The organism is Streptomyces sp. NPDC059002, from assembly GCF_042740435.1.
Classification (GTDB): domain Bacteria; phylum Actinomycetota; class Actinomycetes; order Streptomycetales; family Streptomycetaceae; genus Streptomyces.
Genome location: NZ_JBHYJI010000018.1, coordinates 53,174 through 75,004, shown reverse-complemented (window position 1 = coordinate 75,004; position 21,831 = coordinate 53,174). Strand labels below are relative to the sequence as shown.

22 protein-coding genes are annotated in these 21,831 nt (G+C 72.1%); 12 read left to right on the top strand and 10 right to left on the bottom strand.

All coding sequences use genetic code 11. The features are described 5' to 3' along the window. Positions 1-35: 35 nt before the first annotated feature. Positions 36-221: a hypothetical protein gene (locus ACFWZ2_RS18625; RefSeq protein ID WP_384546890.1), complete on the bottom strand. Its 186-nt coding sequence runs from the start codon at positions 219-221 to the stop codon at positions 36-38. A gap of 229 nt (positions 222-450) precedes the next feature. Between ACFWZ2_RS18625 and ACFWZ2_RS18620 the strand changes: the two genes are divergently transcribed. Next, the gene (locus ACFWZ2_RS18620) at positions 451-1,362 is read left to right on the top strand and encodes a FadR/GntR family transcriptional regulator (RefSeq protein WP_384547056.1); all 912 of its coding nucleotides are present in this window, start codon (positions 451-453) and stop codon (positions 1,360-1,362) included. A 33-nt stretch (positions 1,363-1,395) separates the two neighbouring features. Here ACFWZ2_RS18620 and ACFWZ2_RS18615 read toward each other — a convergent pair whose 3' ends face one another. Further along, positions 1,396-1,584, bottom strand: coding sequence for a hypothetical protein (locus ACFWZ2_RS18615; protein ID WP_384546888.1), 189 nt, complete (start codon positions 1,582-1,584; stop codon positions 1,396-1,398). A gap of 125 nt (positions 1,585-1,709) precedes the next feature. Between ACFWZ2_RS18615 and ACFWZ2_RS18610 the strand changes: the two genes are divergently transcribed. The 3 genes from ACFWZ2_RS18610 to ACFWZ2_RS18600 all read left to right on the top strand — a co-directional run bounded on the left by ACFWZ2_RS18610 (position 1,710) and on the right by ACFWZ2_RS18600 (position 5,469). Further along, positions 1,710-2,618, top strand: a complete 909-nt coding sequence (locus tag ACFWZ2_RS18610; RefSeq protein ID WP_384547054.1) for a winged helix-turn-helix domain-containing protein — start codon at positions 1,710-1,712, stop codon at positions 2,616-2,618. A gap of 96 nt (positions 2,619-2,714) precedes the next feature. After that, complete coding sequence (locus tag ACFWZ2_RS18605) at positions 2,715-3,386, top strand: HAD family hydrolase (RefSeq protein ID WP_384546886.1); 672 nt, start codon at positions 2,715-2,717, stop codon at positions 3,384-3,386. A 91-nt stretch (positions 3,387-3,477) separates the two neighbouring features. Beyond that, a complete protein-coding gene (locus ACFWZ2_RS18600) occupies positions 3,478-5,469 on the top strand; it encodes an HAD family hydrolase (protein ID WP_384546884.1) in 1,992 nt (663 codons plus the stop codon). Between the two features lie 22 nt (positions 5,470-5,491). Here the strand turns inward: ACFWZ2_RS18600 and ACFWZ2_RS18595 are convergent, their stop codons facing one another. Then, entirely contained in the window at positions 5,492-6,154 is a 663-nt protein-coding gene (locus tag ACFWZ2_RS18595; RefSeq protein WP_384546882.1) for a TetR/AcrR family transcriptional regulator, read from the bottom strand. A 67-nt stretch (positions 6,155-6,221) separates the two neighbouring features. Between ACFWZ2_RS18595 and ACFWZ2_RS18590 the strand changes: the two genes are divergently transcribed. After that, entirely contained in the window at positions 6,222-8,267 is a 2,046-nt protein-coding gene (locus ACFWZ2_RS18590) for a HelD family protein (protein WP_384546880.1), read from the top strand. An 80-nt stretch (positions 8,268-8,347) separates the two neighbouring features. Here the strand turns inward: ACFWZ2_RS18590 and ACFWZ2_RS18585 are convergent, their stop codons facing one another. Together ACFWZ2_RS18585 and ACFWZ2_RS18580 are read right to left on the bottom strand one after the other, a co-directional pair. After that, complete coding sequence (locus ACFWZ2_RS18585; protein ID WP_384546878.1) at positions 8,348-9,823, bottom strand: peptidoglycan D,D-transpeptidase FtsI family protein; 1,476 nt, start codon at positions 9,821-9,823, stop codon at positions 8,348-8,350. Positions 9,824-9,921: 98 nt separating this feature from the next. Continuing rightward, positions 9,922-10,878: an NAD(P)-dependent oxidoreductase gene (locus ACFWZ2_RS18580; RefSeq protein WP_384546876.1), complete on the bottom strand. Its 957-nt coding sequence runs from the start codon at positions 10,876-10,878 to the stop codon at positions 9,922-9,924. Positions 10,879-10,988: 110 nt separating this feature from the next. Between ACFWZ2_RS18580 and ACFWZ2_RS18575 the strand changes: the two genes are divergently transcribed. Both ACFWZ2_RS18575 and ACFWZ2_RS18570 read left to right on the top strand, forming a co-directional pair. Further along, positions 10,989-12,014: a GlxA family transcriptional regulator gene (locus tag ACFWZ2_RS18575; RefSeq protein ID WP_384546874.1), complete on the top strand. Its 1,026-nt coding sequence runs from the start codon at positions 10,989-10,991 to the stop codon at positions 12,012-12,014. A gap of 272 nt (positions 12,015-12,286) precedes the next feature. Next, positions 12,287-13,309, top strand: coding sequence for an alkene reductase (locus ACFWZ2_RS18570; RefSeq protein WP_384547052.1), 1,023 nt, complete (start codon positions 12,287-12,289; stop codon positions 13,307-13,309). Positions 13,310-13,313: 4 nt separating this feature from the next. Here ACFWZ2_RS18570 and ACFWZ2_RS18565 read toward each other — a convergent pair whose 3' ends face one another. Next, complete coding sequence (locus tag ACFWZ2_RS18565) at positions 13,314-14,684, bottom strand: PLP-dependent aminotransferase family protein (protein WP_384546872.1); 1,371 nt, start codon at positions 14,682-14,684, stop codon at positions 13,314-13,316. 105 nt (positions 14,685-14,789) lie between these two features. Here ACFWZ2_RS18565 and ACFWZ2_RS18560 point away from each other — a divergent pair, with 105 nt between their 5' ends. Both ACFWZ2_RS18560 and ACFWZ2_RS18555 read left to right on the top strand, forming a co-directional pair. After that, complete coding sequence (locus ACFWZ2_RS18560; protein WP_384546870.1) at positions 14,790-16,163, top strand: pyridoxal phosphate-dependent decarboxylase family protein; 1,374 nt, start codon at positions 14,790-14,792, stop codon at positions 16,161-16,163. Positions 16,164-16,366: 203 nt separating this feature from the next. Then, on the top strand, positions 16,367-17,737 hold the full coding sequence (locus ACFWZ2_RS18555) for an MFS transporter (RefSeq protein WP_384547050.1): 1,371 nt from the start codon (positions 16,367-16,369) through the stop codon (positions 17,735-17,737). Positions 17,738-17,782: 45 nt separating this feature from the next. On the opposite strand, the gene ACFWZ2_RS18550 is transcribed toward ACFWZ2_RS18555, so the two are convergent. The 3 genes from ACFWZ2_RS18550 to ACFWZ2_RS18540 all read right to left on the bottom strand — a co-directional run bounded on the left by ACFWZ2_RS18550 (position 17,783) and on the right by ACFWZ2_RS18540 (position 19,813). Beyond that, the gene (locus tag ACFWZ2_RS18550) at positions 17,783-18,655 is read right to left on the bottom strand and encodes an alpha/beta fold hydrolase (RefSeq protein ID WP_384546868.1); all 873 of its coding nucleotides are present in this window, start codon (positions 18,653-18,655) and stop codon (positions 17,783-17,785) included. Between the two features lie 258 nt (positions 18,656-18,913). Continuing rightward, positions 18,914-19,330, bottom strand: a complete 417-nt coding sequence (locus ACFWZ2_RS18545; protein WP_384546866.1) for a helix-turn-helix transcriptional regulator — start codon at positions 19,328-19,330, stop codon at positions 18,914-18,916. 54 nt (positions 19,331-19,384) lie between these two features. Continuing rightward, positions 19,385-19,813, bottom strand: a complete 429-nt coding sequence (locus ACFWZ2_RS18540; protein ID WP_384546864.1) for a DUF6234 family protein — start codon at positions 19,811-19,813, stop codon at positions 19,385-19,387. A gap of 128 nt (positions 19,814-19,941) precedes the next feature. Here ACFWZ2_RS18540 and ACFWZ2_RS18535 point away from each other — a divergent pair, with 128 nt between their 5' ends. The 3 genes from ACFWZ2_RS18535 to ACFWZ2_RS18525 all read left to right on the top strand — a co-directional run bounded on the left by ACFWZ2_RS18535 (position 19,942) and on the right by ACFWZ2_RS18525 (position 21,567). Continuing rightward, positions 19,942-20,457, top strand: a complete 516-nt coding sequence (locus ACFWZ2_RS18535; protein ID WP_384546862.1) for a helix-turn-helix domain-containing protein — start codon at positions 19,942-19,944, stop codon at positions 20,455-20,457. Positions 20,458-20,490: 33 nt separating this feature from the next. Further along, complete coding sequence (locus tag ACFWZ2_RS18530) at positions 20,491-21,120, top strand: hypothetical protein (RefSeq protein WP_384546860.1); 630 nt, start codon at positions 20,491-20,493, stop codon at positions 21,118-21,120. 117 nt (positions 21,121-21,237) lie between these two features. Then, positions 21,238-21,567, top strand: a complete 330-nt coding sequence (locus ACFWZ2_RS18525; RefSeq protein WP_384546858.1) for a DUF2516 family protein — start codon at positions 21,238-21,240, stop codon at positions 21,565-21,567. 44 nt (positions 21,568-21,611) lie between these two features. Here ACFWZ2_RS18525 and ACFWZ2_RS18520 read toward each other — a convergent pair. Continuing rightward, on the bottom strand, positions 21,612-21,831 hold a 220-nt coding region (locus ACFWZ2_RS18520; RefSeq protein WP_384546856.1), incomplete at its 5' end, for a hypothetical protein.

The window sequence follows — 21,831 nt, the reverse complement described above, 5'->3', positions numbered from 1 at the left end:
CCCCTCCGGATGGGAGCCCGGTCAGCCCGACCTGGTCAGCCCGACTGGGCGAGCAGCAGGACGAGGAGCGCTGCCCCGACCCCGCTGAGCTTGGTGTTCTTGGCCTTGATGCCCACGGTGAGCAGGACGAAGGCGACGATGCCGAGCGGTCCGTACTTCCACTGGATGAGCTGCTCGAATCCGATGGCGAGGGCGGCGACGACGATGGCGATGAGCGGCATGACGTTCCCTCCTTCGGGATCGGGGTGACGGACCCCGTTCAGCCGGTGACCAACTGGCCTGCCTCCGCGGGTGCTTCGCGTCGGTGGGCGATGGCTGGTGGCCAACCCCGGAGGGGTCGGACCATGTCGCCAAAGTTGGCTACCAACTTCAACTGACTTATCTCCGCTGAGGGACGACTCATAACCACCTTCCCTGCAACTCCCCAAAGATGGCGCGAAGTTGTACCGTTTGGTTGTGAACCCGGAACATGCCTCAGTCAATGGGCGGAAGAGGCCCCAGAGGTCCCACCGCGAAGTGGCCGACGTGCTGCGCGACCGGATCAGGTCCGGTTCGCTGCGGCCGGGACAACGCATGCCCACGCAGGCCGAACTGGCCGACGAGTTCGGTGTGGAGCGCGGCGCCGTGCGGGAGGCGCTGCGCATCCTGCACCGCGAGCATCTCCTCGCCAATGTGTCCAAGGGCAGCCCCGCCACGGTCGCCGAGGTGTCCGAGCGCACGCTCGCGGGCCCCGGCGCGGTGCGGCCGCAGCCCACGATGGTCGGGCTCGCCCCGCGCATCGCCGCCGCCTTCGAGGCGCCGCACGTGGAGATAGACGCGCTCTGCCTCACCTCCATCTCCCTCACCATGGCGATCGGCGAACCGCTGCGGCAGATCCACGCCGGACAGCGGAAACCGGCCAAGGTCGACGTCCGGGTGCTCCTGCCGAGCCGCGACATCGACCTCGCCTTCCCGGCGCCGGTCGACGGCGGGGACGACGAGGAGGGCCAGGTGCACCGGCGCTGGCTCGACCAGCGCAACGCGCAGGGGCAGGTCCTGCGGCACAACCTCCTCGCGCTGCGCACCTCGCACGGGATCGATGTGTCCGTGCAGTTCCGGGCGCTGCCGTTCACGCCGCCCGTGAAGCTGTACCTGATCAACGGCGCGGAGGCGCTCTTCGCCTACTACACGCTCACCAAGCGGGACGAGGAGATCGGCCAGGAGTCCCTGGAGATGTACGACGCGCAGGGCACACAGTCGATGCTCTTCCCGTTCAAGCAGGGGGACGGGCTGCGGGACACGACGTTCGTCGAACAGTCCCATCTGTGGTTCAACGCCCTCTGGAATACGATCAGTCAGGACCTGGAGCTGGCGGCGGGCTAGGTCGGACATCGAACGCCCCGGCCGCCGGCTTGGTCAGATCGCGGGTCCTGTCATCATCAGGGCGAGGACTACGGCACCGATGGAACTGCACGTGGGGTTCTTCGCCTTGACGCCGACGGTCAGCAAAAGGAGACCGATGATGCCCATCGGGCCGTACTTCCACTGGACGAGCTGTTCGACGGAGACGGCGACCACGGCTGCGAGGAGGGCTATGACGGGCATGGTGGTTCCTCCTTTTGCCATCTTGAGTCAGTTGGCAACCAACTCTGCTTGAGTTGTCCCCACTTGGTCGGACCCTATAAACAACTTCCCTTCAACTGCCCAGAGATGGCGGTCAGTTGTATCGTCTGGTCGTGACCGAGGAGAACGTGGCAGTGAACGGCAGCAGAAAACTCTCACCCCAGGACATCGCCGACACCCTCCGCGACCGCATCCGGGCGGGCGAACTCAAAGCGGGAGACCGCCTGCCGACCCAGGCCGAACTGGCCGAGGAGTTCGGCGTCGAACGCGGCACCGTACGCCAGGCGATGAAGGCACTGCAGGGCGAAGGCCTGCTCTCCAACGTCAGCAAGGGAAGCCCGCCGCGGGTGGCGGCGGCGGTCACGGAGACGACCGTGAGCGAGGGGCCGCAGCCCTCGATGGTCGCGCTCACGCCGCGCCTCACCGAGGCGTTCACGAAGCCCCATGTGCGGATCGACGTGGTGTCGTACACCGCGCAGACCCTGATGGTCGCCATCGGGGAGCCGCTGAAGCTCATCCACGCGGGAGAGCTCAGTCCCGAATCCATCCATCTGCGGGTCCTGCTGCCGAGCAGCGAGATCGATCTGGCGTTCCCGGTGCCGGTGGAGGGGGACGCGGAGGGCCGGGAGCGGCTCCACGAGCACTGGCTCAACCAGCGCAACACGCAGGGGCAGGTGCTCCGCCACAACCTCCGTGCCCTGCGGCAGTCGCACGGCATCGACGTCCATGTCGCCTTCCGTGCCCTGCCGTTCACGACGCCGATCAAGCTGTATCTGCTGAACGGGGCCGAGGCGCTGTTCGCGTACTACACGCTGGAGCGGCAGACCGTGGATCTGGAGGACGGCGGACCGAGCCGTGGGTCGTTCAAGTACGACGCGGGCGGCATCAAGGTGCCGCTCTTCTCCTTCGCGCGGAAGGGGGAGGCGGCCTCGCGCGACACCATGTTCGTCGACGAGTCGCAGAAGTGGTTCGACGCACTCTGGGAAACCATCACCATGGACCTGACACTCTCTTAGGTGACTTCTGATTCGACGCAGTCTGACGCGGCAAGGTCCAAGGCAGTCGATGAAGAGACCGAGAACCTTCGGTCTCTGATCGATTCTGTCCGCTTCGTGCTGTTCGACTTCGACGGCCCCATCTGTGACCTCTTCGCCGGGCACGCGGCGAAGACGGTCGCGGAGGACCAGGTCCAGTGGCTGGCGGAGCGGGGCCTGCGCGGCCTGCTCACCGGCGGACTCGACGAGGAGCCCGACCCCTACATCGTGCTGCGCGCCGTCGACCGCCGCCGCCCTGGCAGCGATCTGGTCGCCGAACTGGAGGAGCGCCTCACCCAGCAGGAGGTGAACGCCGTGGCGTCCGCCTGGCCGACCGCGTACGTCGACCCGCTGATCCGCACCTGGACGGCCGTCGGCGCCCGGCTCGCCATCACCACGAACAACTCCCCGCGTGCGGTGGCCCGTTACCTCACCTCGCGCGGCATCGCGGAGTGCTTCACCCCGCACATCTACGGCCGCACCCAGGACCTCCGTCTGCTCAAGCCCGACCCGCACTGCGTCCTGCGCGCCCTGAGCGCCATGGGCGCCGACCCGAAGAGCACCCTGATGATCGGCGACGCGCCCTCCGACTACGTGGCCGCGCGGCAGGCCGGAGTGCGCTTCCTCGGCTACGCGCGTAACGAACGCAAAGCACGGCGGCTGCGCGCGGCCGGTGCCGCGCATCTCGTCTCCTCCCTGGAGCCGCTCCTCAGGGTTGTATACGCCGTGGGCGACACGAAGGCCCCGTAAAGGAGCAGGCTGAGCCAGCAAACGCCGCGCCGCTGTCCACAATGCGGCAACTGGCATAAACGGTTCCGTGCACGGGCTACCCTCTGCCCTCATGCCGTCACCTCCGCCTCGATCCCCCCACGAGGCGCCGAAGAGCGGTCGCCGCGAGTCGCTGATCAGACGCCTCGCCGACGCGCACAGGGACCGCCCCGACCGTGAGGTCGTGGCCGGGTACCACAACATCAACTACGTCGTGCCGCTCGGCTGGAGCCTCGCCCTGCTGCTGCGCACGATGCCGTTCCGGGCCCGGGTCAAGTGCCGGATGCCGCGCGACGCGGTGGAGGTGGTGCCGCGCATCTGGCCCAGCGAGACCGAACTGCTCGCGGCGGTGAGCCGCCACCTCAAGGAAGTCCCGCGCTGCTTCCGGGACTTCGGCGACTGGTCGCTGCACTCCTACCGTGCGGGGCGGGTGCTCTCCGAGCTGGTGCCCGTCGGGCCCGTCGGCGATCCGCTGCTGCGGTCCTTCGCCGAGTTCTTCGCCAGGACGGCCGCGGTGCCGGAGGAGGAGCTGCCGCCCAGGCCCGCGGGCTGGCCCGAGCCGGGGCAGAGCCAGCGGTTCCTCGACTGGCTGATCGGCTTCACCGAGGACCGGGTGCACCGCCCGAACCGATGGCGCTTCGGCGACCTCTTCGAGGCGGTGGGCATCCGTGCCGACGCCATGACGGCCTTCAGGGACGACCCGGGCCGCCCGCCGCTCACCCCGCGGCCCTTCTGCCTGCTGCACACCGACGTCCACCGGGCCAACGTCGTCGTCGACCGCAAGCAACTCGCGGTGATCGACTGGGAGTTGGCGATGTACGGCGACGCGTTGCACGACCTCGCCACCCATCTCGTACGCATGGACTACGAGAAGGACGAGGAGGCCCGGATGCGGCAGTTCTGGGCCGAGGAGATGGAGCGCGCGGGCCACGCCGACATGACGGAGGGCATGGCCGACGACCTGCCCGTCTATGTGGAGTTCGAGTACGCCCAGTCGGTCTTCCCCGACGTCATGCGGGCGGCCCTCGACCTGCTCGCGCTGCCCGAAGAACCGGCCGGCGAGGAGTTCGCCCACGCGGCATGGCGCGTCTGCCGGGCGTTGCGGCGCGCGGCCGAACCCCTGAAGCTGAAGGAAGTACCCGACGAGGGTCGCGCGGAACGGGCGTTGCGCGACTGGTACGACGGGCCGTACGGCCGCGCGCAGGAGGAGGCGCGCCGCGTGGCGGACGACGCGCGGCACGGCCGGGACGGCGGGGTCTTCGGCGAATGGGGAGTGGTGGAGGACGAGACGTACGGGGGGCCGGGCGAACGGATGCCCGACCCGGTGGACGGGGAGTCCGAGGTCGGCGAACTCGCCGAAGTGCAGCGGATGTTGGCCGACCCTGCCGGAAGCTGTGTGCTGTTCGACTTCGACGGGCCCATCTGCCGGCTGTTTCCGGGGGGTGCGTCGCGGCCCGATGACGACGAGCTCTGGGAGCGGGCCCGCGCGCGTGGCGTCCACGACATGATCGGCGCCGTGGAGCAGCGGTCCACGGACCTCTACGACGTGCTGCGGGAGGCCGCGCGGCGGCAGCCGGGCAGCGACGAGGTGGCGGCGCTCGAGGCGCTCCTGACGGACGGCGAGGTCCTTGCCGCGCAGCGGGCCCCGGCCACCCGGGGCGCCCACCGGTTCATCCGTGAGCTGTGGGCGCGGGGCTGCCGGATCGCCGTCGTCACCAACAACTCCCCGCGCGCCGTGGCCTCCTACCTCCACCGGCACGGCCTGACCGACGCGTTCGGGCCGCACATCTATGGGCGTACGCGGGAGTCGGACCGGCTCAAGCCGGACCCCGATCCGCTGCTGCGGGCGCTGCGCGGGCTCGACGCGGAGCCCGGTGACGCGGTGATGATCGGCGACACGGTGGCCGACCTCGTCGCCGCGCGGGAGGCGAAGGTCCGCTTCGTCGGGTACGCGCGCGACGCCGACAAGGTCGAGTCGCTGCGGGCCGCGGGGGCCGAGGCGGTCGTCCGCGCGATGGGGCCGCTGATCCGGCTGCTCGACGAGCCGCCCGCCGCTGCCTGGTGAGACGGGCGGGCGCGGGGCGGGGTCACGCGTAGCGCCGCAGGCCCGTCCGGAGTTGGGTGAATGCCTCGGCCGCCGCCTTCGCCGCGTCCGGGGCGGCCTCGGCCGCGGATTCGCCCGCCGTGATCCGGCGCCAGTTCTCCCCGGCGAGGATCCGCTGGACGGCGACGATCTGGGCCGCGGCGATGCGGGCCTCCAGGGGGGTGCCGCCGTGGGCGTTCGACAGGGCGGCGGCCAGGGCCTGTTCGGAGCGGTCCTGGTAGCCGTACAGGCGGGCGACCAGGGAGGGGGTGCCGTAGAGGAGCCGGTGGAAGGCCAGGACGCCGTCCGCGTCGTTGAGGCCGGTGACCGGGTCGCGGCGGGTCAGGCCGTCGAGGAAGTGGTGTTCCAGGGCGTCCAGGGCGGAGTGCCCGGCGGCGCGGGCGGTGACGACGCGGGCCGGCTCGTCCTCGTGGTCGGCGAAGCGGTGCAGTACGAGGTCCTCTTTGGTCGCGAAGTAGCGGAAGAGGGTCGGCTTGGAGATGTCCGCCGCGGCCGCCACCTCGGCGACGGAGACCTTCTCGAAGCCCTTCTCCAGGAAGAGGGCGATCGCCAACTCGGAGACCGTCTCGTACGTCTGCTGCTTCTTGCGTTCGCGCAGGCCGCCGGTGGTCCCGGTCTGCTTCGTCTTGCCGCCGCTGCTGGTCATGGGGGAAGTGTACCCCGCGGGTGAAACCTGGTTACAAATTTAACTCGGTTACATTATTCTCGGTCGTATGACGACGACGCCCGAAGACCTCGCCCAGGAACGCAGCTATCACGACGCCTGCCGCGCCGCCCTCGCCGCCATGGTCGAAGGCGCCCAGGAACAGGTCGTCGTCGGAGCGGACGTCTCCGCCTCCGGCGCCGACGCGGAGGTGCTCGGCTATCAGTTCAGGAGCCGGGCCAAGGCCATGCGGGAGCTTCCCGAGGCGCCGCTGTTCTTCGGACGGCTCGACTTCGCCGGGGACGGGCCCGCGGGGGACGAGGCCGGTGACCACCGCGCGCAGCGGTACCACATCGGCCGTCTGCGCATCACCGAGCATCCCTCGGCCCCGCCCCTGGTCGTCGACTGGCGGGCGCCCGTGTCCCGCGCCTTCTACCAGGCGGGGGCCCGCGATCCGCAGGGCGTCGCGGTGCGCCGCCGGTTCGGCTGGGCGCCCGGCAGCAAAGGGGATTCCGCCGATCTGACAGGACTGGAGGACGAGCACCTCACCTCCGGCGTGGACAGCGCCGGGAGCCGCATCCTCGCCGGGGAGATCGAGCGGCCGCGAGTGGGCCCGATGCGGGACATCGCCGCCACCATCCAGCCCGAGCAGGACGATCTCGTACGCGGTGAACTCGCCGCCTCCGTCTGTGTGCAGGGCGCGCCGGGCACCGGCAAGACCGCCGTCGGCCTGCACCGGGCCGCGTATCTGCTCTACACGTACCCGCAGCGCGTGCAGCGTGCCGGGCTGCTCGTCCTCGGCCCCAACCGCACCTTCCTGCGCTACATCGCCGAGGTGCTGCCCTCGCTCGGTGAGACCGGGGTGCGGCAGTCCACCGTGCGGGACGAGATCGGGCGGCATCCGGTGCGGGCCGAGGACACCGGGGCCGCGGCCGTCGTCAAGCACGACGTGCGGATGGCGGAGGTGCTGCGGCGCGCGCTGTACGCGCGCGTGGTGGCGCCCGTCGAACCGGTCGCGGTGCCCGAGGGGTCGTACCGGTGGCGGCTTCCGCTGGATGTCCTGGAGCGCATCGTCGAAGGGGTGCGGGCCGAGGAACCGCCGTACGCCATCGGGCGCGAGCGGGTGCGGACGCGGGCCGTGCGGGCCGTCCAGGAGCAGGCCGAGCGGCGTTCGGGGGTCAGGAACAACACCTGGGTGCAGAAGGTGTCGCGGGCCCGTTCCGTGAGCGCCTTCGTGGACGCGAGCTGGCCGAGGGTCCGGGCGGACGAGCTGCTCGCCGGGCTGCTCTCGGACGGTGCCGCGCTCGCCGCCGCGGCCGACGGGGTGCTGAGCGCGGGGGAGCAGGCCGCGATCCTGTGGGACAGGGCGCCCCGCTCGTACAAGTCGGCGAAGTGGTCCGACGCCGATCTCGTGCTGATGGATGAGATCGAGGGGCTGCTCGAACGGCCCGCCGGATACGGGCACATCGTCGTCGACGAGGCGCAGGATCTCTCGCCCATGGAGTGCCGGGTGATCGCACGGCGCGCGGACTTCGGTTCGCTGACCGTGCTCGGTGATCTCGCGCAGGGCACGACGCCGTGGGCCGCCCGCAGCTGGCCCGAACTCCTGGCGCACCTGGGCAAGCCGGATGCCTCCGTGACCCCGCTGACCACCGGGTTCCGGGTGCCGCGGGCGGTCGTGGGGCTCGCCAACCGGCTGCTCGGGCAGCTCGACGTGGCGGTGCCGCCCGCCCGGTCGCTGCGCGCGGACGGGGAGTTGGCGGTGCGGGAGGTGCCGGACGTGGTGGCCGCCGCCGTCGACGCCGTGCGGGGCGCGCTCCGCAGGGAGGGGTCCGTCGGGGTCATTGCTGCCGACGGCCATGTCGGGGAGCTGCGTGCCGCACTGGCCGACGCGGGCATCGAGGCCGCGGACCCCGACGAGCCGGGCGCGCGCGTGACGGTGCTGCCCGCCTCCGTCGCCAAGGGCCTGGAGTACGACCATGTCGTCGCCGTCGAACCCGCGGCGATCGCGGAGGGGGAGCTGCGCGGGCTCAACCGGTTGTACGTGGTGCTGACCCGGGCGGTGTCACGCCTTGATGTGCTGCACAGCCAGCCGTTGCCGTGGGCCGGTGACTGAGCGCTCCGCTGGTAGTGCGGTTCTGAACCTGCGGGCCGGTGGGGGCTGGCCGCGCCGTTCCCCGCGCCCCTACGGGGCGCTCAGCGCTCTATGACCGCCTCCATGACCGCCTTCGCGATCGGCGCCCCCAGCTTGCCGCCCGCGATCTCCTCGCGGGCGATGTTCATGTCGGAGGGGTCGACGAAGACGGCGACCGCGACGGGCGAGGAGCCGTCCTTGTTCTTGGCGTAGGAGACGAACCAGGCGTACGGGCGCTCGTCGTTGACGTTCGCGCCGTGCTGCGCGGTGCCCGTCTTGCCGCCGACGGTGACGCCGTCGATCCGCGCCTTGTTCGCGGTGCCGTTCTCGACGGTGTTCTCCATCATGTCCTGCACCGTCTGCGCGGTCTTCCCGGAGACCGCCTGGTTCAGGGTGTCGGGGGAGGCCTTCTCGATCGTCGAGAGGTCGGGGCCGCGCAGCTCCTCGACCATGTAGGGCTTCATGACCTTGCCGTCGTTGGCGATGCCCGCGGTGACCATCGCCATCTGCAGCGGGGTGCTGGTCAGGCTGCCCTGGCCCATGCCGGTCAGCGCGGTCTGCGGCTTGTCGAGGTCCTTGGGGTAGCTGCTGGCGACGGCGCGCACGGGGACGAACTGCTCTTCGTTGAAGCCGAACTTCTCCGCGGTCTCGCGCATCCTGTCCTTGCCGACCTTGAGCGCGACGTCGAGGAAGACGTTGTTGCAGGACCACTGCATGCCGGTCTTCATCGAGACCTTGTCGCACTGGGAGTTGGGCACGTCGTTGCCGATCATGGTCGAGCTGAGCGGCAGCTTGTACGGGGCCCTGGCGCCGGTCGGCTCGTTCACGTCGGTCACCACGCCGTGTTCGAGGGCGGCGGCCGCGGTGAGGATCTTGAAGGTGGAGCCGGGCGGGTAGATCTCGCGCAGCGCCCGGTTGTTCAGCGGCTTGTCCTTGCGCTTGCCGAGCTCGGCGAACTTCTTGCCCTCGGCCTCCGAGATGCCGGCGAAGACCGAGGGGTCGTACGAAGGAGTGCTCGCCAGAGCGAGGATCTTCCCGGTGCGGGGGTCGAGCGCGACCACCGCGCCCTTGGCGTCGAGGTCCACGAGGCCCTGGTAGGCGGCCTTCTGCGCCTTGGGGTCGATGGTCGTGACGACGTCGCCGCCCTGCTGCTTCTTGCCGGTCAGCATGTCCAGGGTGCGCTTGATGAAGAGCCGGTCGTCATTGCCGCTGAGGATGCTGTTGTGGACGCCCTCCAGGAAGGTGCTGCCCTGGGCCTGCGAGAAGTAGCCCGTGATCGGCGCGTACATCGGGCCTTCCTTGAAGACCCGCTTGTACTTGAAGTCGGAGCCCGGTGTCTCCTTCGAGCCGGTGATGGACTTGCCGCCGACGATGATGTCGCCGCGCGGGTGGGAGAAGGCCTCGATCTGCACGCGGCGGTTGTTCTTGTGGTTCGACAGCTCGTCGTTCTCGGCGAACTGGACCCAGGTCGCGCGCAGCAGCAGCGCGAGCGTGAGGACCCCGCAGAAGACGGCTATGTGGCGCAGTGGCCGGTTCATCTGGCTTCTCCCGAACGACAGAGTGCTGACGCCTCATCCTGTCCGCGGGGCCGCCCCAATGGGGCGGCTGTTGCAGAACGGTCACACGAAAATGGCCACTATCGGCCGAAATTGGCTTGTCCCTGGCCTTGGGCGGTGCCGCGGAGCACCTCGATCACGCTCGCGTAGCTGTCACCGCCGTGCCCCGCGGCCGAGGCCCGCCGCATGGTGGCCTTGAGGAGTTCCGGCAGCGCGTTGTCCACGCCGCGGTCCGCCGCCGCGTGGATGAGGTGGTCGATCGTCGCGATCTGTACGTCGACGGTGGCGTCGTCGCCCGGATAGCGGCCGGCGTCCACCTGGCCCGCGTACCGGGTGATGAATCCGGCGACGGCGCCGTTCAGCCAGCGCAGCGCGACGGCGGTGAAGTCCGTGGCGCTCGTCCCGTCGGCGCCCGTCACGGCCGTGCCGTGCAGCCAGCCGGTGAACGTCGCCCACATCAGGCCGAGGAGTGCCGTGTCGTAGAGCGAGGCGAGGCCCGCCTCCGTGCCCAGGTGGATGGGTTCGCCGAGCGCGGCGAGCACCGGGCGGTACGTCGCGAAGACCTCGGCCGAACCGCCGTAGAGGAACATCATCTCCGGGTTGCCGACGCCCTCGGGCGTCGTCATGATGCCGCCGTCCAGATAGCCGAGACCGTGCGAACCCGCCCACGCGGACATCGCGTTCGCGCCCTCCGGGGAGTTGGAGGTGAGGTTGATCAGGGACTTGCCCGTCAGGGCGCCCGACTCCGCGAGCGGGTCGAGGACCGTGCGCAGGGCGTCGTCGTCCAGGACGCAGGCGAGGACGAGGGGGCTCGCGGCGACCGCGTCTGCGGGACTGCCGGCGAGCCGTGCGCCCCGCTCGACCAGGGCCTTCGCCTTCTGCGGTGTGCGGTTCCAGACGGTGGTGGGGTGGCCGCGGTCGAGGAGGGCGGCGGCCAGGGCGGCGCCCATGTTGCCGAGGCCGATGACGGTCACGGGGGTGAGGTCGGTGTGCGTGCTCGGGTTGGTGTGCGTGTTCGGGTTGGTGTCCGCGTTCATGAGGAGAACGCTCGCAGGGCGCGCGGACGCGGGACAGTGACAGCAGTGACGGTGATCACCAAAATCCCGCCACGCCTCGCCGGGCGGTTCGCCGCTCGTACGCTCGGGGCATGAGCGCTGGAACCGTCGCGGTGGTCGTCACCGAGGAGATCGGGCTCCCGACCTGGGAGCTGTACGAACTGAGCATCCCTCTCACGGTGTTCGGCAAACCGCAGCCGGATCTCTCGGAGCACTGGTACGACATGCGGCTGTGCTCGGTGGATGCGGCGGAGGCGCCGGGTGCGGCGGATTCGGGTGGGCCGGGGGGCGTCGGTGGTGGTGTCGGCATCTCCCTGCGCACCCCGTACGGCCTGGACGGTCTCGTCGGGGCCGACACCGTCGTCGTGACGTCGGTGCCCGACCCCTGCGTCGAGGAGGGCGAGCCGCTGCCGCCCGGCCTCGCCGACGCCCTGCGCCGCGCCCACGAGGCGGGCTCCCGCATGGTGTCGCTGTGCACCGGCGCCTTCGCGCTCGCCGAGGCCGGGCTCCTCGACGGCCGCCGTGCCACCGCGCACTGGATGCACACCGCCCAACTCGCCGCCCGCTACCCCGAGGTGACGGTCGACGACTCGGTCCTGTACGTCGACGACGGCGACGTCCTCACCAGCGCGGGCCTCACCGCGGGGCTCGACCTCTGTCTGCACCTGGTCCGCAGGGACCTCGGCGCGCACGTCGCGAACCAGCTGGCCCGGCGGATGGTGGTGCCCGCCCACCGCCCGGGCGGACAGGCGCAGTTCGTCGACCTGTCGGTGCCCGCGACCGACGACGAGGGCCTGGGACCCGTACTCGCATGGGCCCGTGCGCACCTGGACCGGCCGCTGACCGTCGACGACCTGGCGCGCCGCGCCGCGATGAGCCCGCGCACGCTCTACCGCCGCATCCAGGCCGCCACCGGCACGACGCCGCTCCAGTGGCTCCTGAACCAGCGGCTCGTGCGGGCCCAAGGCCTCCTCGAATCCACGGACCTGCCGGTCGAGCGGATCGGCGAGCTCAGCGGCCTCGGCACGGCGAACAACCTCCGCCACCACTTCCTCAAGCAGGTCGGGGTGTCGCCGGGGGACTACCGGCGGGCCTTCTTCAGCCGCCGCGCGGCTTGACCGTGCCGTCAGCCGCGTCGTCAGCCGTGCCGTCAGCCGACCATCAGTACCCCCGAAGCGCCCCGCGGCACAGTCGTCCCTGTCAGCAGCCGACGGAACCACGCGGCGAGAGAACGCGACAGGGAGCACCGATCATGACCACCGCCACCGCCACCGCCGTCACCACCGTCCCCACCGCCATCGCCGCCGCAGAGTCCCCCGCTGCCTCCCCCCTCCTGCACCCCGCCCGCCTCGGCGGGCTGAGCCTCCCCAACCGTCTCGTCATGGCCCCCATGACACGCAACCGCGCCTCCGCCGACGGCGTCCCGCTGCCCGTCATGGCGACCTACTACGCCCAGCGCGCCACCGCGGGCCTGATCGTCGCCGAGGCCGCCACGCCGAACGCCGTCGGGCAGACGTACGCCAACATCACCGCCATCCACAACGACGCGCATGTGGCGGGCTGGCGGCGGGTCACCGACGCGGTGCGGGACGCGGGCGGGCGGATGTTCCTCCAGTTGCAGCACGGCGGGCGGGTCGGGCATCCGGACAACAGCGGCCGCACCCCGGTCGCGCCGTCGCCGGTGGCGCTGCCGGACACCATCCACACGCCCAGCGGGCACCAACCGGCCGTCGTACCGCAGGAGATGACCCTCGACGAGATCCACGGCACCGTCGCGGACTTCGCGGCCGCCGCCCGTCGCGCGATCGACGCCGGGTTCGAGGGCGTGGAGGTGCACGCGGCCAACGGCTACCTCCTCCAGCAGTTCCTCGCGAAGAACACCAACCAGCGCACCGACGCCTACGGAGGCCCGGTCGCCCACCGCGTCCGGTTCGTCGTGGAGGTGGTGCGCGCCGTCGCCGAGGCGATCGGCCCCGAGCGGGTCGGCGTGCGCATCGCGCCCGGCATCACCGTCAACGGCATCGAGGAGGGCGACACCGAGGACATCTACCCGGTGCTCGTCGGCGCCCTCGCGGAGATCGGTGAACTCGCCTACCTGCACGTGGTGTTCGCCGACCCCGACACGGCGCTCTTCCGGGAGATCCGCGCGAACTGGCCCGGTGCCCTGATCGCCAACCCGGTGCTCGGCTGGGGCGGCCCGCTGCCCGCCGACGGCGGCAGGAGCGCGGGCGAGCGGCTGCTCGCGGCGGGCGCCGACCTGATCTCGCTGGGCCGCGCCTTCCTCGCCAACCCCGACCTGGTCGAGCGGATGCGCGTCGGCGCCCCGCTCAATCCGCTCCGGGACAAGGGCCTGATGTATGTGGGCGGGGCCGACGGGTACACCGACTACCCGCCCCTGAGCCTGGCCCGCTAGGCCCTCACACCGCCCCGCCGAGCGCCGCCGCCACGCGGTCGAGGACCGCGGGCGCCGGTGTGTACGGCACCCGCAGATGGTGGGTGAGCGTGGCGTCCGGCGCGAAGCGGGGTCCCGCGGTGAGGCCGAGGCCCGCCGCGCGGACCCGTTCGACGACGGTGTCGGCCCGGGTGCCCGAGAGCCGCAGCCAGAGCGCGAGCCCGCCGTCCGGCACCGTGAAGTCCCAGCGGCCGTCCCCGGCGAGCAGGCCGCTCAAGTGGTCGCGCTGGGCGCGCAGTTCGGCCCGGCGGAAGCGCAGCAGCGCCGCCGCGTCGGCGAGGAGTTCGACGGCGATCAGCTGCTGCATCGGCGCGGCGGCCAGCGGCGCGCACAGCGGATTGCGGCGCAGCGCGCCGACGAGGGACGCGGGCCCGCGGATCCAGCCGACGCGCAGCCCGCCCCACACGGTCTTGCTGAGCGAGCCGATGAGCACGGCACGCCGGATCCGGGGCAGCGGGCGCGGCTCGTCGCGCAGGTCCAGTTCCCGCATGGTCTCGTCCGCGACGACGGTGACCTCGTGCCGGGCGGCGAGTTCGGCGACGGTCCTGCGGGTGCCCGCGTCCATCAGGGCGCCGGTCGGGCTCTGGAAGTCCGGTACGAGATAGGCGAGTTGGCCGCGCGCCGCGGTGAACGCGGCGTCGAGCTGGTCGGGGTCCCAGCCGTCGGTGGTGACACGGCAGCCGGTCAGGCGCGCGCCCGCGCCGCGCAGCACGTGCAGCGCGTCGAGGTAGGTGGGCACCTCGACGGCGGCGACGCGCGGCCTCGACTCGGCGCAGAGCAGGGCGAACGCGGACCGCGCCCCGGACGTGACGAGGATCTGCTCCGGCCGGGTGGGCAGCCCCTCGCGCGTGTGCCGCCCGGCGATCAGGGCCCGCAGCTCGGGCAGTCCCGCGCCCGGCTCCCCGTCCTCGGCGAGCAGCAGACCGGCCCGCTCCACGGCCCGCAGCGTCGCGGCCCGGTAGGCGTCCTGGGGCGCCGCGGGCACGGCACGGCGCAGGTCGATGGGGCCGGTGCGGCCCGTCGCGGAGAGCGGGGCGTACGTCTCGTGGCCCGTGTTCTCGTACGACGACGTGGGCAGCCGGAGCGTGCTCGCGCTGCCGTGCCGGGTGTCGACCCAGCCGTCGTCGCGCAGCCGGGCGAGCGCCGCGGTGACCGTGCCGCGGCTGACGCCGAGCGCGGCCGCCAGCCGGCGTTCCGCGGGCAGCGCGGTGCCGGTGCGCAGCCGGCCGTCGAGCACGGCGTCGCGTACGGCACCGGCGAGCGCGGCGATCAGCGGCTCACCGTCCCTGCGCCACTCGCCCAACGCCCTGGCCAGCTGTTCGTCTCCCATGCGCATACGGCAAGTGTCGCCGAGACCTGGTCCAGTTGCCCAGGATTGGACCAGGTGCGGCCGGTGCGGGCCCGCCTAGCGTGACCCCGTACCCGATGGACGGAGTCCGCCATGCATCCCCGGCTCGCCGCCGACCTCGACCGGCTTCCCCAGCTCCTCGACGCCACGCGGCACCGCGCCGGCGTGCTCCTCGACGGACTCGACGAACAGCCGGTCCGCCCCGCCCAGAAGGAACCGGAGGCCGCCGAACCGCCCGAGCACGGCGCCGGATTCCAGGCGGCGCTCGACGAGTTCACCGCCCGCTGGGAGCCCGGCCTCTCCGCCAGCGCGGGCCCGCGCTACCTGGGCTTCGTGACCGGCGGCGTCACGCCCGCCGCGCTCGCCGGGGACTGGCTGACCTCGACCGTGGACCAGAGCCCCAACTCCTCCCTGGACGCCGCGGGCCAGCACCTGGAGCACGAGACCGTGGCGTGGCTGCGCGGCTTCTTCGGCCTCTCGGACGCGCACGAAGGGACCTTCGTCAGCGGCGCCACCATGTCCAACACCGTCGGTCTCGCCGTCGCCAGGGAGTGGCTGGGGGAGCGGCTCGGGGTGAGCGTGGCCGACGCGGGGGTCGGCGCGCTCGGCCGGGTGCGGGTCCTCTCCGGCAGCCCGCACTCCAGCATCGCCAAGGGCCTTTCGATCCTCGGCGTCGGCCGCGGCGCCCTGGTCCCGGTGGCGACCCTGCCGGACCGCGAGGCCGTCGACCTCGCGGCACTCGAAGAGGCGCTGCGCGCGGCGGACGGGCCCTGCGTGGTCGTCGCCAACGCGGGCACCGTCAACACCGTCGACTTCGACGACCTGCGGGCCGTCGCCGCACTGCGCGAGCGGTACGACTTCTGGCTGCACGTGGACGCCGCGTTCGGCGCCTTCGCCGCGCTCTCGCCCGACCACGCCCACCTGGTCGACGGGCTCGAACTCGCCGACTCCGTCTGCGTCGACCTGCACAAGTGGCTGAACGTGCCGTACGACAGCGCCGTCCAGTTCACCCGGCGACGCGACCTGCAGGCACGCGTCTTCCAGAACGCCGCCGCCTACCTCGGCCCGCTCGGCGAGAACCCCGACTTCGTCCACCTCACCCCGGAGAACTCCCGTCGGCTGCGGGCGCTCGCGGCCTGGTTCACGCTGCGCGCCTACGGCAGGGACGGCCACCGCGAGATCGTCGAACGCTGCGTGTCCTGCGCCCGCGCGCTGGGCGAGGCCGTCGAGGAACTGCCGGGACTGCGGCTGCTCGCGCCGGTCCGGCTGAACGTCGTCTGCTTCACCTTCACCGAGGAACCCACCGCCGAACGCCTCGCGGCCCTCGCCGACGCGGTCGCCGACGAGGTCTTCCTCACCCCCACCGTGTACGCCGGACTCCCCGCGCTGCGGGCGGCGTTCAGCAACTGGCGTACGACCGAGTCCGACACCCGCAGGATCGTCGACGCCCTGCGCCGGGCCCTGTAGGCGGCGGTACGGACGAGGCGCCGAAATCAGGTGGCGGGCAGGGGAAGGCCCCTCTAGCTTGAGCGCCCGTGACTGATCACCTCGAAGCGCAGGAGCCGACGCGGTCCGAAGCGGGGGAGCCCGCATCCCCAGGGGAGGGGCTGTCACGGGAAGGGCTGTACTCCCGCCCGTACCTGGCGGCCACCACCGCCATCGCCGCGGTGATGTTCCTGACCGGCTTCGCCGCGCTCGCGGTCGTGCCCACCCTGCCGGTGGCCGCGCGGGACCTGGACGGGGTGGCGCTCTACCCGCTGGTGGCGGGCTGCTTCGTGGCCGCGAGCCTGCTGGGCGGGGTGGTCGGCGGCGACTGGGCGGACCGGGCGGGCGCGCGCAGGCCGCTCGCCGCGGGCGTCGCGCTCGCCGTGGCCACGCTGCTGATCTCGGCGGCCAGCACCTCCGTCTGGCAACTGGCCGCGGGCCGCTTCCTGGACGGCCTGGCCGCCGGAATGATCGCGGTGGCGGTCAACACGGCCGTCGCCCAGACCTACCCCGACCGCCTGCGACCGCGCGCCCTCTCCCTGATGAGCACCTGCTGGATCATCCCGTCCCTCGCGGGCCCGCCGCTCGCGGGCCTGGTGGCGGACGTGTGGTCGTGGCGGGCCGTGTTCTACGGGCTCGCGGCGGTGACGGTGCTCCCGGCCGTGGGCGTGGTGGTGCTGTTGCGCGGGGGCGCGGCTGCGGGGGCGTACGCGCAGGCCGGTCGGCGGGGAGAGCGGGGAGAGGCGCGGGCGCGGCCCGGGCTGCTCGTCGCCGTGGTGGTGAGCGTGGGCGCGGCGCTCGGGCAGTACGCCGCGTCCGGCTGGGATGTCCGCCATCTCCTGTGCGGGGCGGGCGGGTTCGCGATGCTCGGGGTGTTCGCGGCGCGGCTGCTGCCGCCGGGCACCTGGCGTGCGGCGCGCGGCCTGCCCGCGTCGGTGCTGCTGCGCGGCCTGGCCTCCGGCGCGTTCTTCACGCTGGAGGCGTTCGTGCCGCTGTACCTCGTCACGGAACGGCACGTGGCACCGCTGGTGACCGGCCTCGCCTTCACCGGGGCCGCGGTGGCCTGGGCGGCGGCGTCCTGGGTGCAGGGGCATCTGCTCGCCGGGTGGCCGCGGCACCGCCTCGTGGTGGTCGGCGCGCTGATCCTGGCGGCGGCCGTGGCGCTGGCCGCGGTGGGCACGCTGCCGGGCCTGCCGGTGCCGGACGCCCTGGGCACGCTGCCCGGCCTGCCGGGGCCGGACGCCCTGGCCACGGCCGCGGCCGCGTCGGCCATGCCCGCGGCGGCCGTCGGCATGGGCCTGCTGACCCCCTCGCTCACCCTCCTCTCCCTCGGGCACAGCCCGCCGGACCGCCAGGGCTACGCGAGCAGCGCGATGCAGACCACCCAGAACCTCGGCCAGGTCACGGTGATGGCCCTCGCGTCGGCCCTGTTCACCGCGACCGCGGCCGTCACGTCGGCGGACGGGTCCGGCTACGGCTACCCCGCGGCCTTCGCGCTCCTGCTCGCCCCGGCGCTCCTGGTCGTCCTGCTGGCGGCCAGGGCACGGGCGACCTGACCGGGCGACCTGACCGGACGACGTGACCGGGCGACCGGACCGGACCTACTCCAGGAACCCCGCCACGACCGCGACGAACCTCTCGGGGTCGTCGAGCCACGGGAAGTGCCCGGCCCCGGCCTGAACGGTCAACTCCCCTTGCGGAAAGAGCCCGTTGAGCTCCTTCATCGCGCGCGGCGGGGCCGCCGGATCGACCTCCCCGGTGAGCAGCAGCACCGGCCGTACGAAGCGGGCGAGTTCCGCGCGGGTCGCGGGCGGATCGAACGCCCCGTCGGCACCGAACGCGGCCACGACGTCGCCGTTCATCTGCTCCGCCTCGGCCGCCTGATGCCGCCGGGCGACCGCGTCCCAACGGCCGTACGAGAAGGGGGCGATGGCCTGCCAGCTCGCATCGGTGGCCCGCCCGGCCACGGCCTCGCGCAGGGCCGCGTACGCCGCGGGGAACCACGGCTCGCCGGCGCGCAGCCGCGCCGTGGCGAGCCGGTCGTCCCCGGTGATCCCGATGCCGACGGCCCGGACGCTCGGGGTGATCAGCGCGAGCCTGTCGACGCGTCCGGGGTGACGCCCCGCGTACCGCAGCGCCAGGTTCGCGCCGCCGCTGTGTGCGAGCAGGTCCATCCGGTCGAGGCCGAGGTGCCCGCGCAACGCCTCCACGTCGTCGACGAGCCGGTCGCAGCGGCAGGACGCGAGGTCGTCGGGGAGCCCGGAACGCCCGGTGCCCCGCAGGTCGAGCCGGATCAGCCGCCGGTGGGCGGAGACCCCGCCGAGGTCACCGAGATACACGGAGTCCTGCGGCCCGCCGGGCAGACAGACCAGGGGGCGCCCCTCGCCGAGGACGTCGTAGGCGAGACGGGTTCCGTCGTACGCGGAGAAGTACGAGGGGACGTACGAAGGGACGTACGAAGAAGAGTCGGTCATGGGAAAGGTCCTTTCAGCGGTGTTCGGGAAAAAGCCGAAACGCTGTCAGGGACGTCAGTGACGTCAGGGTCGCGGGGGGAGGCAAACGCCACCGGGACCGGGCTGCCCGAGGGCACTCCCGACACCACACCGCACCACACGCACCACCCGCGTCAGATGAACCGCACCGCCGCGAAGGGGGAGAGCACCCAGCCTGATACAGCGTTGATGGGTCTCACCTCCTCGGGTCCTCGCCGGTCACATGCGGGGGCGACGCTATCAGGCGGGCCCCGCTCCGCCGGGGCCGTTCCTGACCGGCCGGGTGCAGATCTTGGCGACACAGGCGGGGATCGCGGCCCCGTCCGCGTGGTCGCGGGCCCGGTACGCGCTGGGGCTCTCGCCGACCAGCTCGGTGAACCGCGAACTGAACGAGCCGAGCGACGTACACCCGACCTCCATGCAGACCTCCGTCACCGACAGGTCCCCGCGCCGCAGCAACGCCTTCGCGCGCTCGATCCGGCGGGTCATGAGATAGCTGTACGGCGTCTCCCCATAGGCGGCCCGGAAGCTCCGCGAGAAGTGCCCCGGCGACATGAGGGCGTCCCGCGCGAGCGCGGGGACGTCCAGCGGCTGCGCGTAGTCACGGTCCATCCGGTCACGGGCCTGCCGCAGCCGGACGAGGTCGGAGAGAGGCACAAGAACACGGTACCGAGCACGGCCGACAGCGCGGACCCGTCCGGGCCCGCCGTCTCAGTCGCACGTGCCGCTGCCGCTGTAACAGGGCGAGTACCCGGCTCTCGGGGTGGGCGCCGGGCCCGGGTGGGTGCGTTCGTACTCGTGCTGGGAGACCACGAGCAGCGCGCCGAGCGTTCCCGCGACGAGGAGCTGCGACACCACGGTCCACGGCGCGCGGGACAGCGCCGCGAGCACGGCGACGACGAGCGCGGCGACGAGAAGATGCGCCGTCCACGCGATGCCCGCGAGCCGCGCGGCGTCGATCCTCGCCTGGTCCCCCTGCGCGGCCCAGACCTCCATCCCGTGCCCGAAGAGCCCCGCCACAAAGACGACGGCCTCGACGACGAACAGCAGGATCCCGACGGCGACGTCCGCGCGCACGGACGTCCTGCCGGACCAGGGCAGACGCCGCCGTGCCGGGGGTTCGGGGAGCGCACATGTCATGACGACACCTTGCCGGGGCGGATCGGGGGTGCGCATGAGTACGGGCACTCAGGTCGGCACGCGTGGCGTGGCGCACTTTTGCAAGCAGGCGCTTGCAATAGTTAGCAAGGGTGCTGCACCATCGAGACATGGCATCGCTCAACGTCGGCAATCTCGGTGAGTACCTGCGCGAGCAGCGGCGCAACGCGCAGCTGTCGTTGCGGCAGCTCGCCGACGCCGCCGGGGTGTCCAATCCGTATCTGAGCCAGATCGAGCGCGGCCTGCGCAAGCCGAGCGCCGAGGTGCTTCAGCAGGTCGCCAAGGCCCTGCGGATCTCCGCGGAGACGCTCTACGTACGGGCCGGGATCCTCGACGAGAAGGAGCGGGACGAGCTGGAGACGCGTGCCGTCATCCTCGCCGACCCCTCCATCAACGAGCGCCAGAAACAAGTGCTGTTGCAGATCTACGAGTCGTTCCGCAAGGAGAACGGCTTCGAGACCTCGTCGTACGCGGATGAGGACACCGACACCGTTGAAGGCCCCCGCACGGCCGACGGCAGCGATGCCCCGCAGCAGGATCCTCAGGACCTGCGGCACTCGAAGGACCCGAAGGACCCGAAGAACCCGAAGTACCCGAAGAACCCGAAGCAATCACCCTCAAGCTGAACCAGCTGACGCGAATCCGGGAGGACCATCGTCATGGCCATCGCCGACGACCTGCGCAAGACCCTCAGCAACCCCACCCCCGCCTACTTCGTCGCCGGGTCCGCGGACCTCGCCTTCCAGCAGGCGAAGAAGGTGCCGGGCATCGTCGAGCAGCTGATCGCCGAGGCGCCGTCCCGCTTCGACGCCGTGCGCAACACCGACCCCAAGACCGTCCAGGACAAGGCCGCGGGCCGCGCCAAGGAGGCCCAGGAGACCATCCAGGCCAAGGTCACCGAGGTGCTCGGCACGCTCGACACCGACCTGAAGAAGCTCGGTGAGACCGCCCAGGACCTCGCGCTGCGCGGTGTCGGCGCGGCCGCCGAGCTCGCGGTCAAGGCGCGTGAGAAGTACGAAGAGGTCGCCGAGCACGGCGAGCAGGCCGTGAAGAACTGGCGCGGCGACGTCGCCGAGGAGATCTCCGAGCTGGCCGAGACGGTCGAGCCGGACGAGGAGCCCGCGGCGGGCGAGGCGGGCGAGGCACAGGGCGCCAAGACGTCCGAGGGCTCCGCGGAGACGGGGTCCGCCGAGCCCAGGAGCGCGGCCGCCCCGGCGAAGAAGCCGGCCGCGAAGAAGACCACGACCCGCAAGACGACGGCGAAGAAGACCACGCCGCCCGCCAAGTAGGACGCCTCCGCAGTGTGTACGGGGCGGGCACTCATCGCGTGCCCGCCCCGTTGACGGGGTAGCGGGTACCGTGGCCGCGTAATCGTTGAGCCGAGACTGGTGGTGGACGTTGTGCTGATGCAAGGGTTCGCGAACTTCATGTGGCTGCTGTCGCTGGCCCTGATCGTTTTCAGCGGATTCGCGCTCATCGACGCCGCCGTCCGGCGCGAGGACGCCTATCGGGCCGCGGACAAGAAGACCAAGCCGTTCTGGCTGATCATCCTCGGGCTCGCCTTCATCGTGAACCTGCTGTTCCCGATCCTGTCGTTCCTGCCGATCATCGGCCTCGTCGCGACCATCGTGTACATGGTCGACGTGCGCCCCGCGATCCGCCAGATCACCGGCGGCGGCCGCCGCGGCGGCTCCAGCAGCGACGGCCCGTACGGGCCGTACAACGGGGGCCGGTAGCGGGGGTCGCGGCCGCGTCGCGCCGACGTCGGGCCGCGCTGCGGTCAGATCGCGCCGCCTTCGGGCCGCGCCGTCGTCAGGCGCAGTGACCGCCAGCCCGCAGCCGCTGCCGGGCCGCGCCGCTGCCGGGGCGCGATGCCGTCAGCCCGCACCGCCGCTAAGCCGCAGTCGTCGTCAGTCCCGCAGACGTCGGGCCGCACCGCCATCGGGCCGCAGTCGCCGTCGGTCCGCACCTGCCGCCAGACCACGCCGCTGCTAAGCCGC

Bases quoted from the DNA above. Each gene is read 5' to 3' on its own strand.
- ACFWZ2_RS18625 (WP_384546890.1), bottom strand. From the start codon at position 221: ATGCCGCTCATCGCCATCGTCGTCGCCGCCCTCGCCATCGGATTCGAG.
- ACFWZ2_RS18555 (WP_384547050.1), top strand. From the start codon at position 16,367: ATGTTCCTGACCGGCTTCGCCGCGCTCGCGGTCGTGCCCACCCTGCCG.
- ACFWZ2_RS18565 (WP_384546872.1), bottom strand. From the start codon at position 14,684: ATGCGCATGGGAGACGAACAGCTGGCCAGGGCGTTGGGCGAGTGGCGC.
- ACFWZ2_RS18615 (WP_384546888.1), bottom strand. From the start codon at position 1,584: ATGCCCGTCATAGCCCTCCTCGCAGCCGTGGTCGCCGTCTCCGTCGAA.
- ACFWZ2_RS18535 (WP_384546862.1), top strand. From the start codon at position 19,942: ATGGCATCGCTCAACGTCGGCAATCTCGGTGAGTACCTGCGCGAGCAG.
- ACFWZ2_RS18560 (WP_384546870.1), top strand. From the start codon at position 14,790: ATGCATCCCCGGCTCGCCGCCGACCTCGACCGGCTTCCCCAGCTCCTC.
- ACFWZ2_RS18585 (WP_384546878.1), bottom strand. From the start codon at position 9,823: ATGAACCGGCCACTGCGCCACATAGCCGTCTTCTGCGGGGTCCTCACG.
- ACFWZ2_RS18590 (WP_384546880.1), top strand. From the start codon at position 6,222: ATGACGACGACGCCCGAAGACCTCGCCCAGGAACGCAGCTATCACGAC.
- ACFWZ2_RS18525 (WP_384546858.1), top strand. From the start codon at position 21,238: ATGCAAGGGTTCGCGAACTTCATGTGGCTGCTGTCGCTGGCCCTGATC.
- ACFWZ2_RS18540 (WP_384546864.1), bottom strand. From the start codon at position 19,813: ATGACATGTGCGCTCCCCGAACCCCCGGCACGGCGGCGTCTGCCCTGG.
- ACFWZ2_RS18595 (WP_384546882.1), bottom strand. From the start codon at position 6,154: ATGACCAGCAGCGGCGGCAAGACGAAGCAGACCGGGACCACCGGCGGC.
- ACFWZ2_RS18570 (WP_384547052.1), top strand. From the start codon at position 12,287: ATGACACGCAACCGCGCCTCCGCCGACGGCGTCCCGCTGCCCGTCATG.
- ACFWZ2_RS18530 (WP_384546860.1), top strand. From the start codon at position 20,491: ATGGCCATCGCCGACGACCTGCGCAAGACCCTCAGCAACCCCACCCCC.
- ACFWZ2_RS18580 (WP_384546876.1), bottom strand. From the start codon at position 10,878: ATGAACGCGGACACCAACCCGAACACGCACACCAACCCGAGCACGCAC.
- ACFWZ2_RS18575 (WP_384546874.1), top strand. From the start codon at position 10,989: ATGAGCGCTGGAACCGTCGCGGTGGTCGTCACCGAGGAGATCGGGCTC.
- ACFWZ2_RS18600 (WP_384546884.1), top strand. From the start codon at position 3,478: ATGCCGTCACCTCCGCCTCGATCCCCCCACGAGGCGCCGAAGAGCGGT.
- ACFWZ2_RS18550 (WP_384546868.1), bottom strand. From the start codon at position 18,655: ATGACCGACTCTTCTTCGTACGTCCCTTCGTACGTCCCCTCGTACTTC.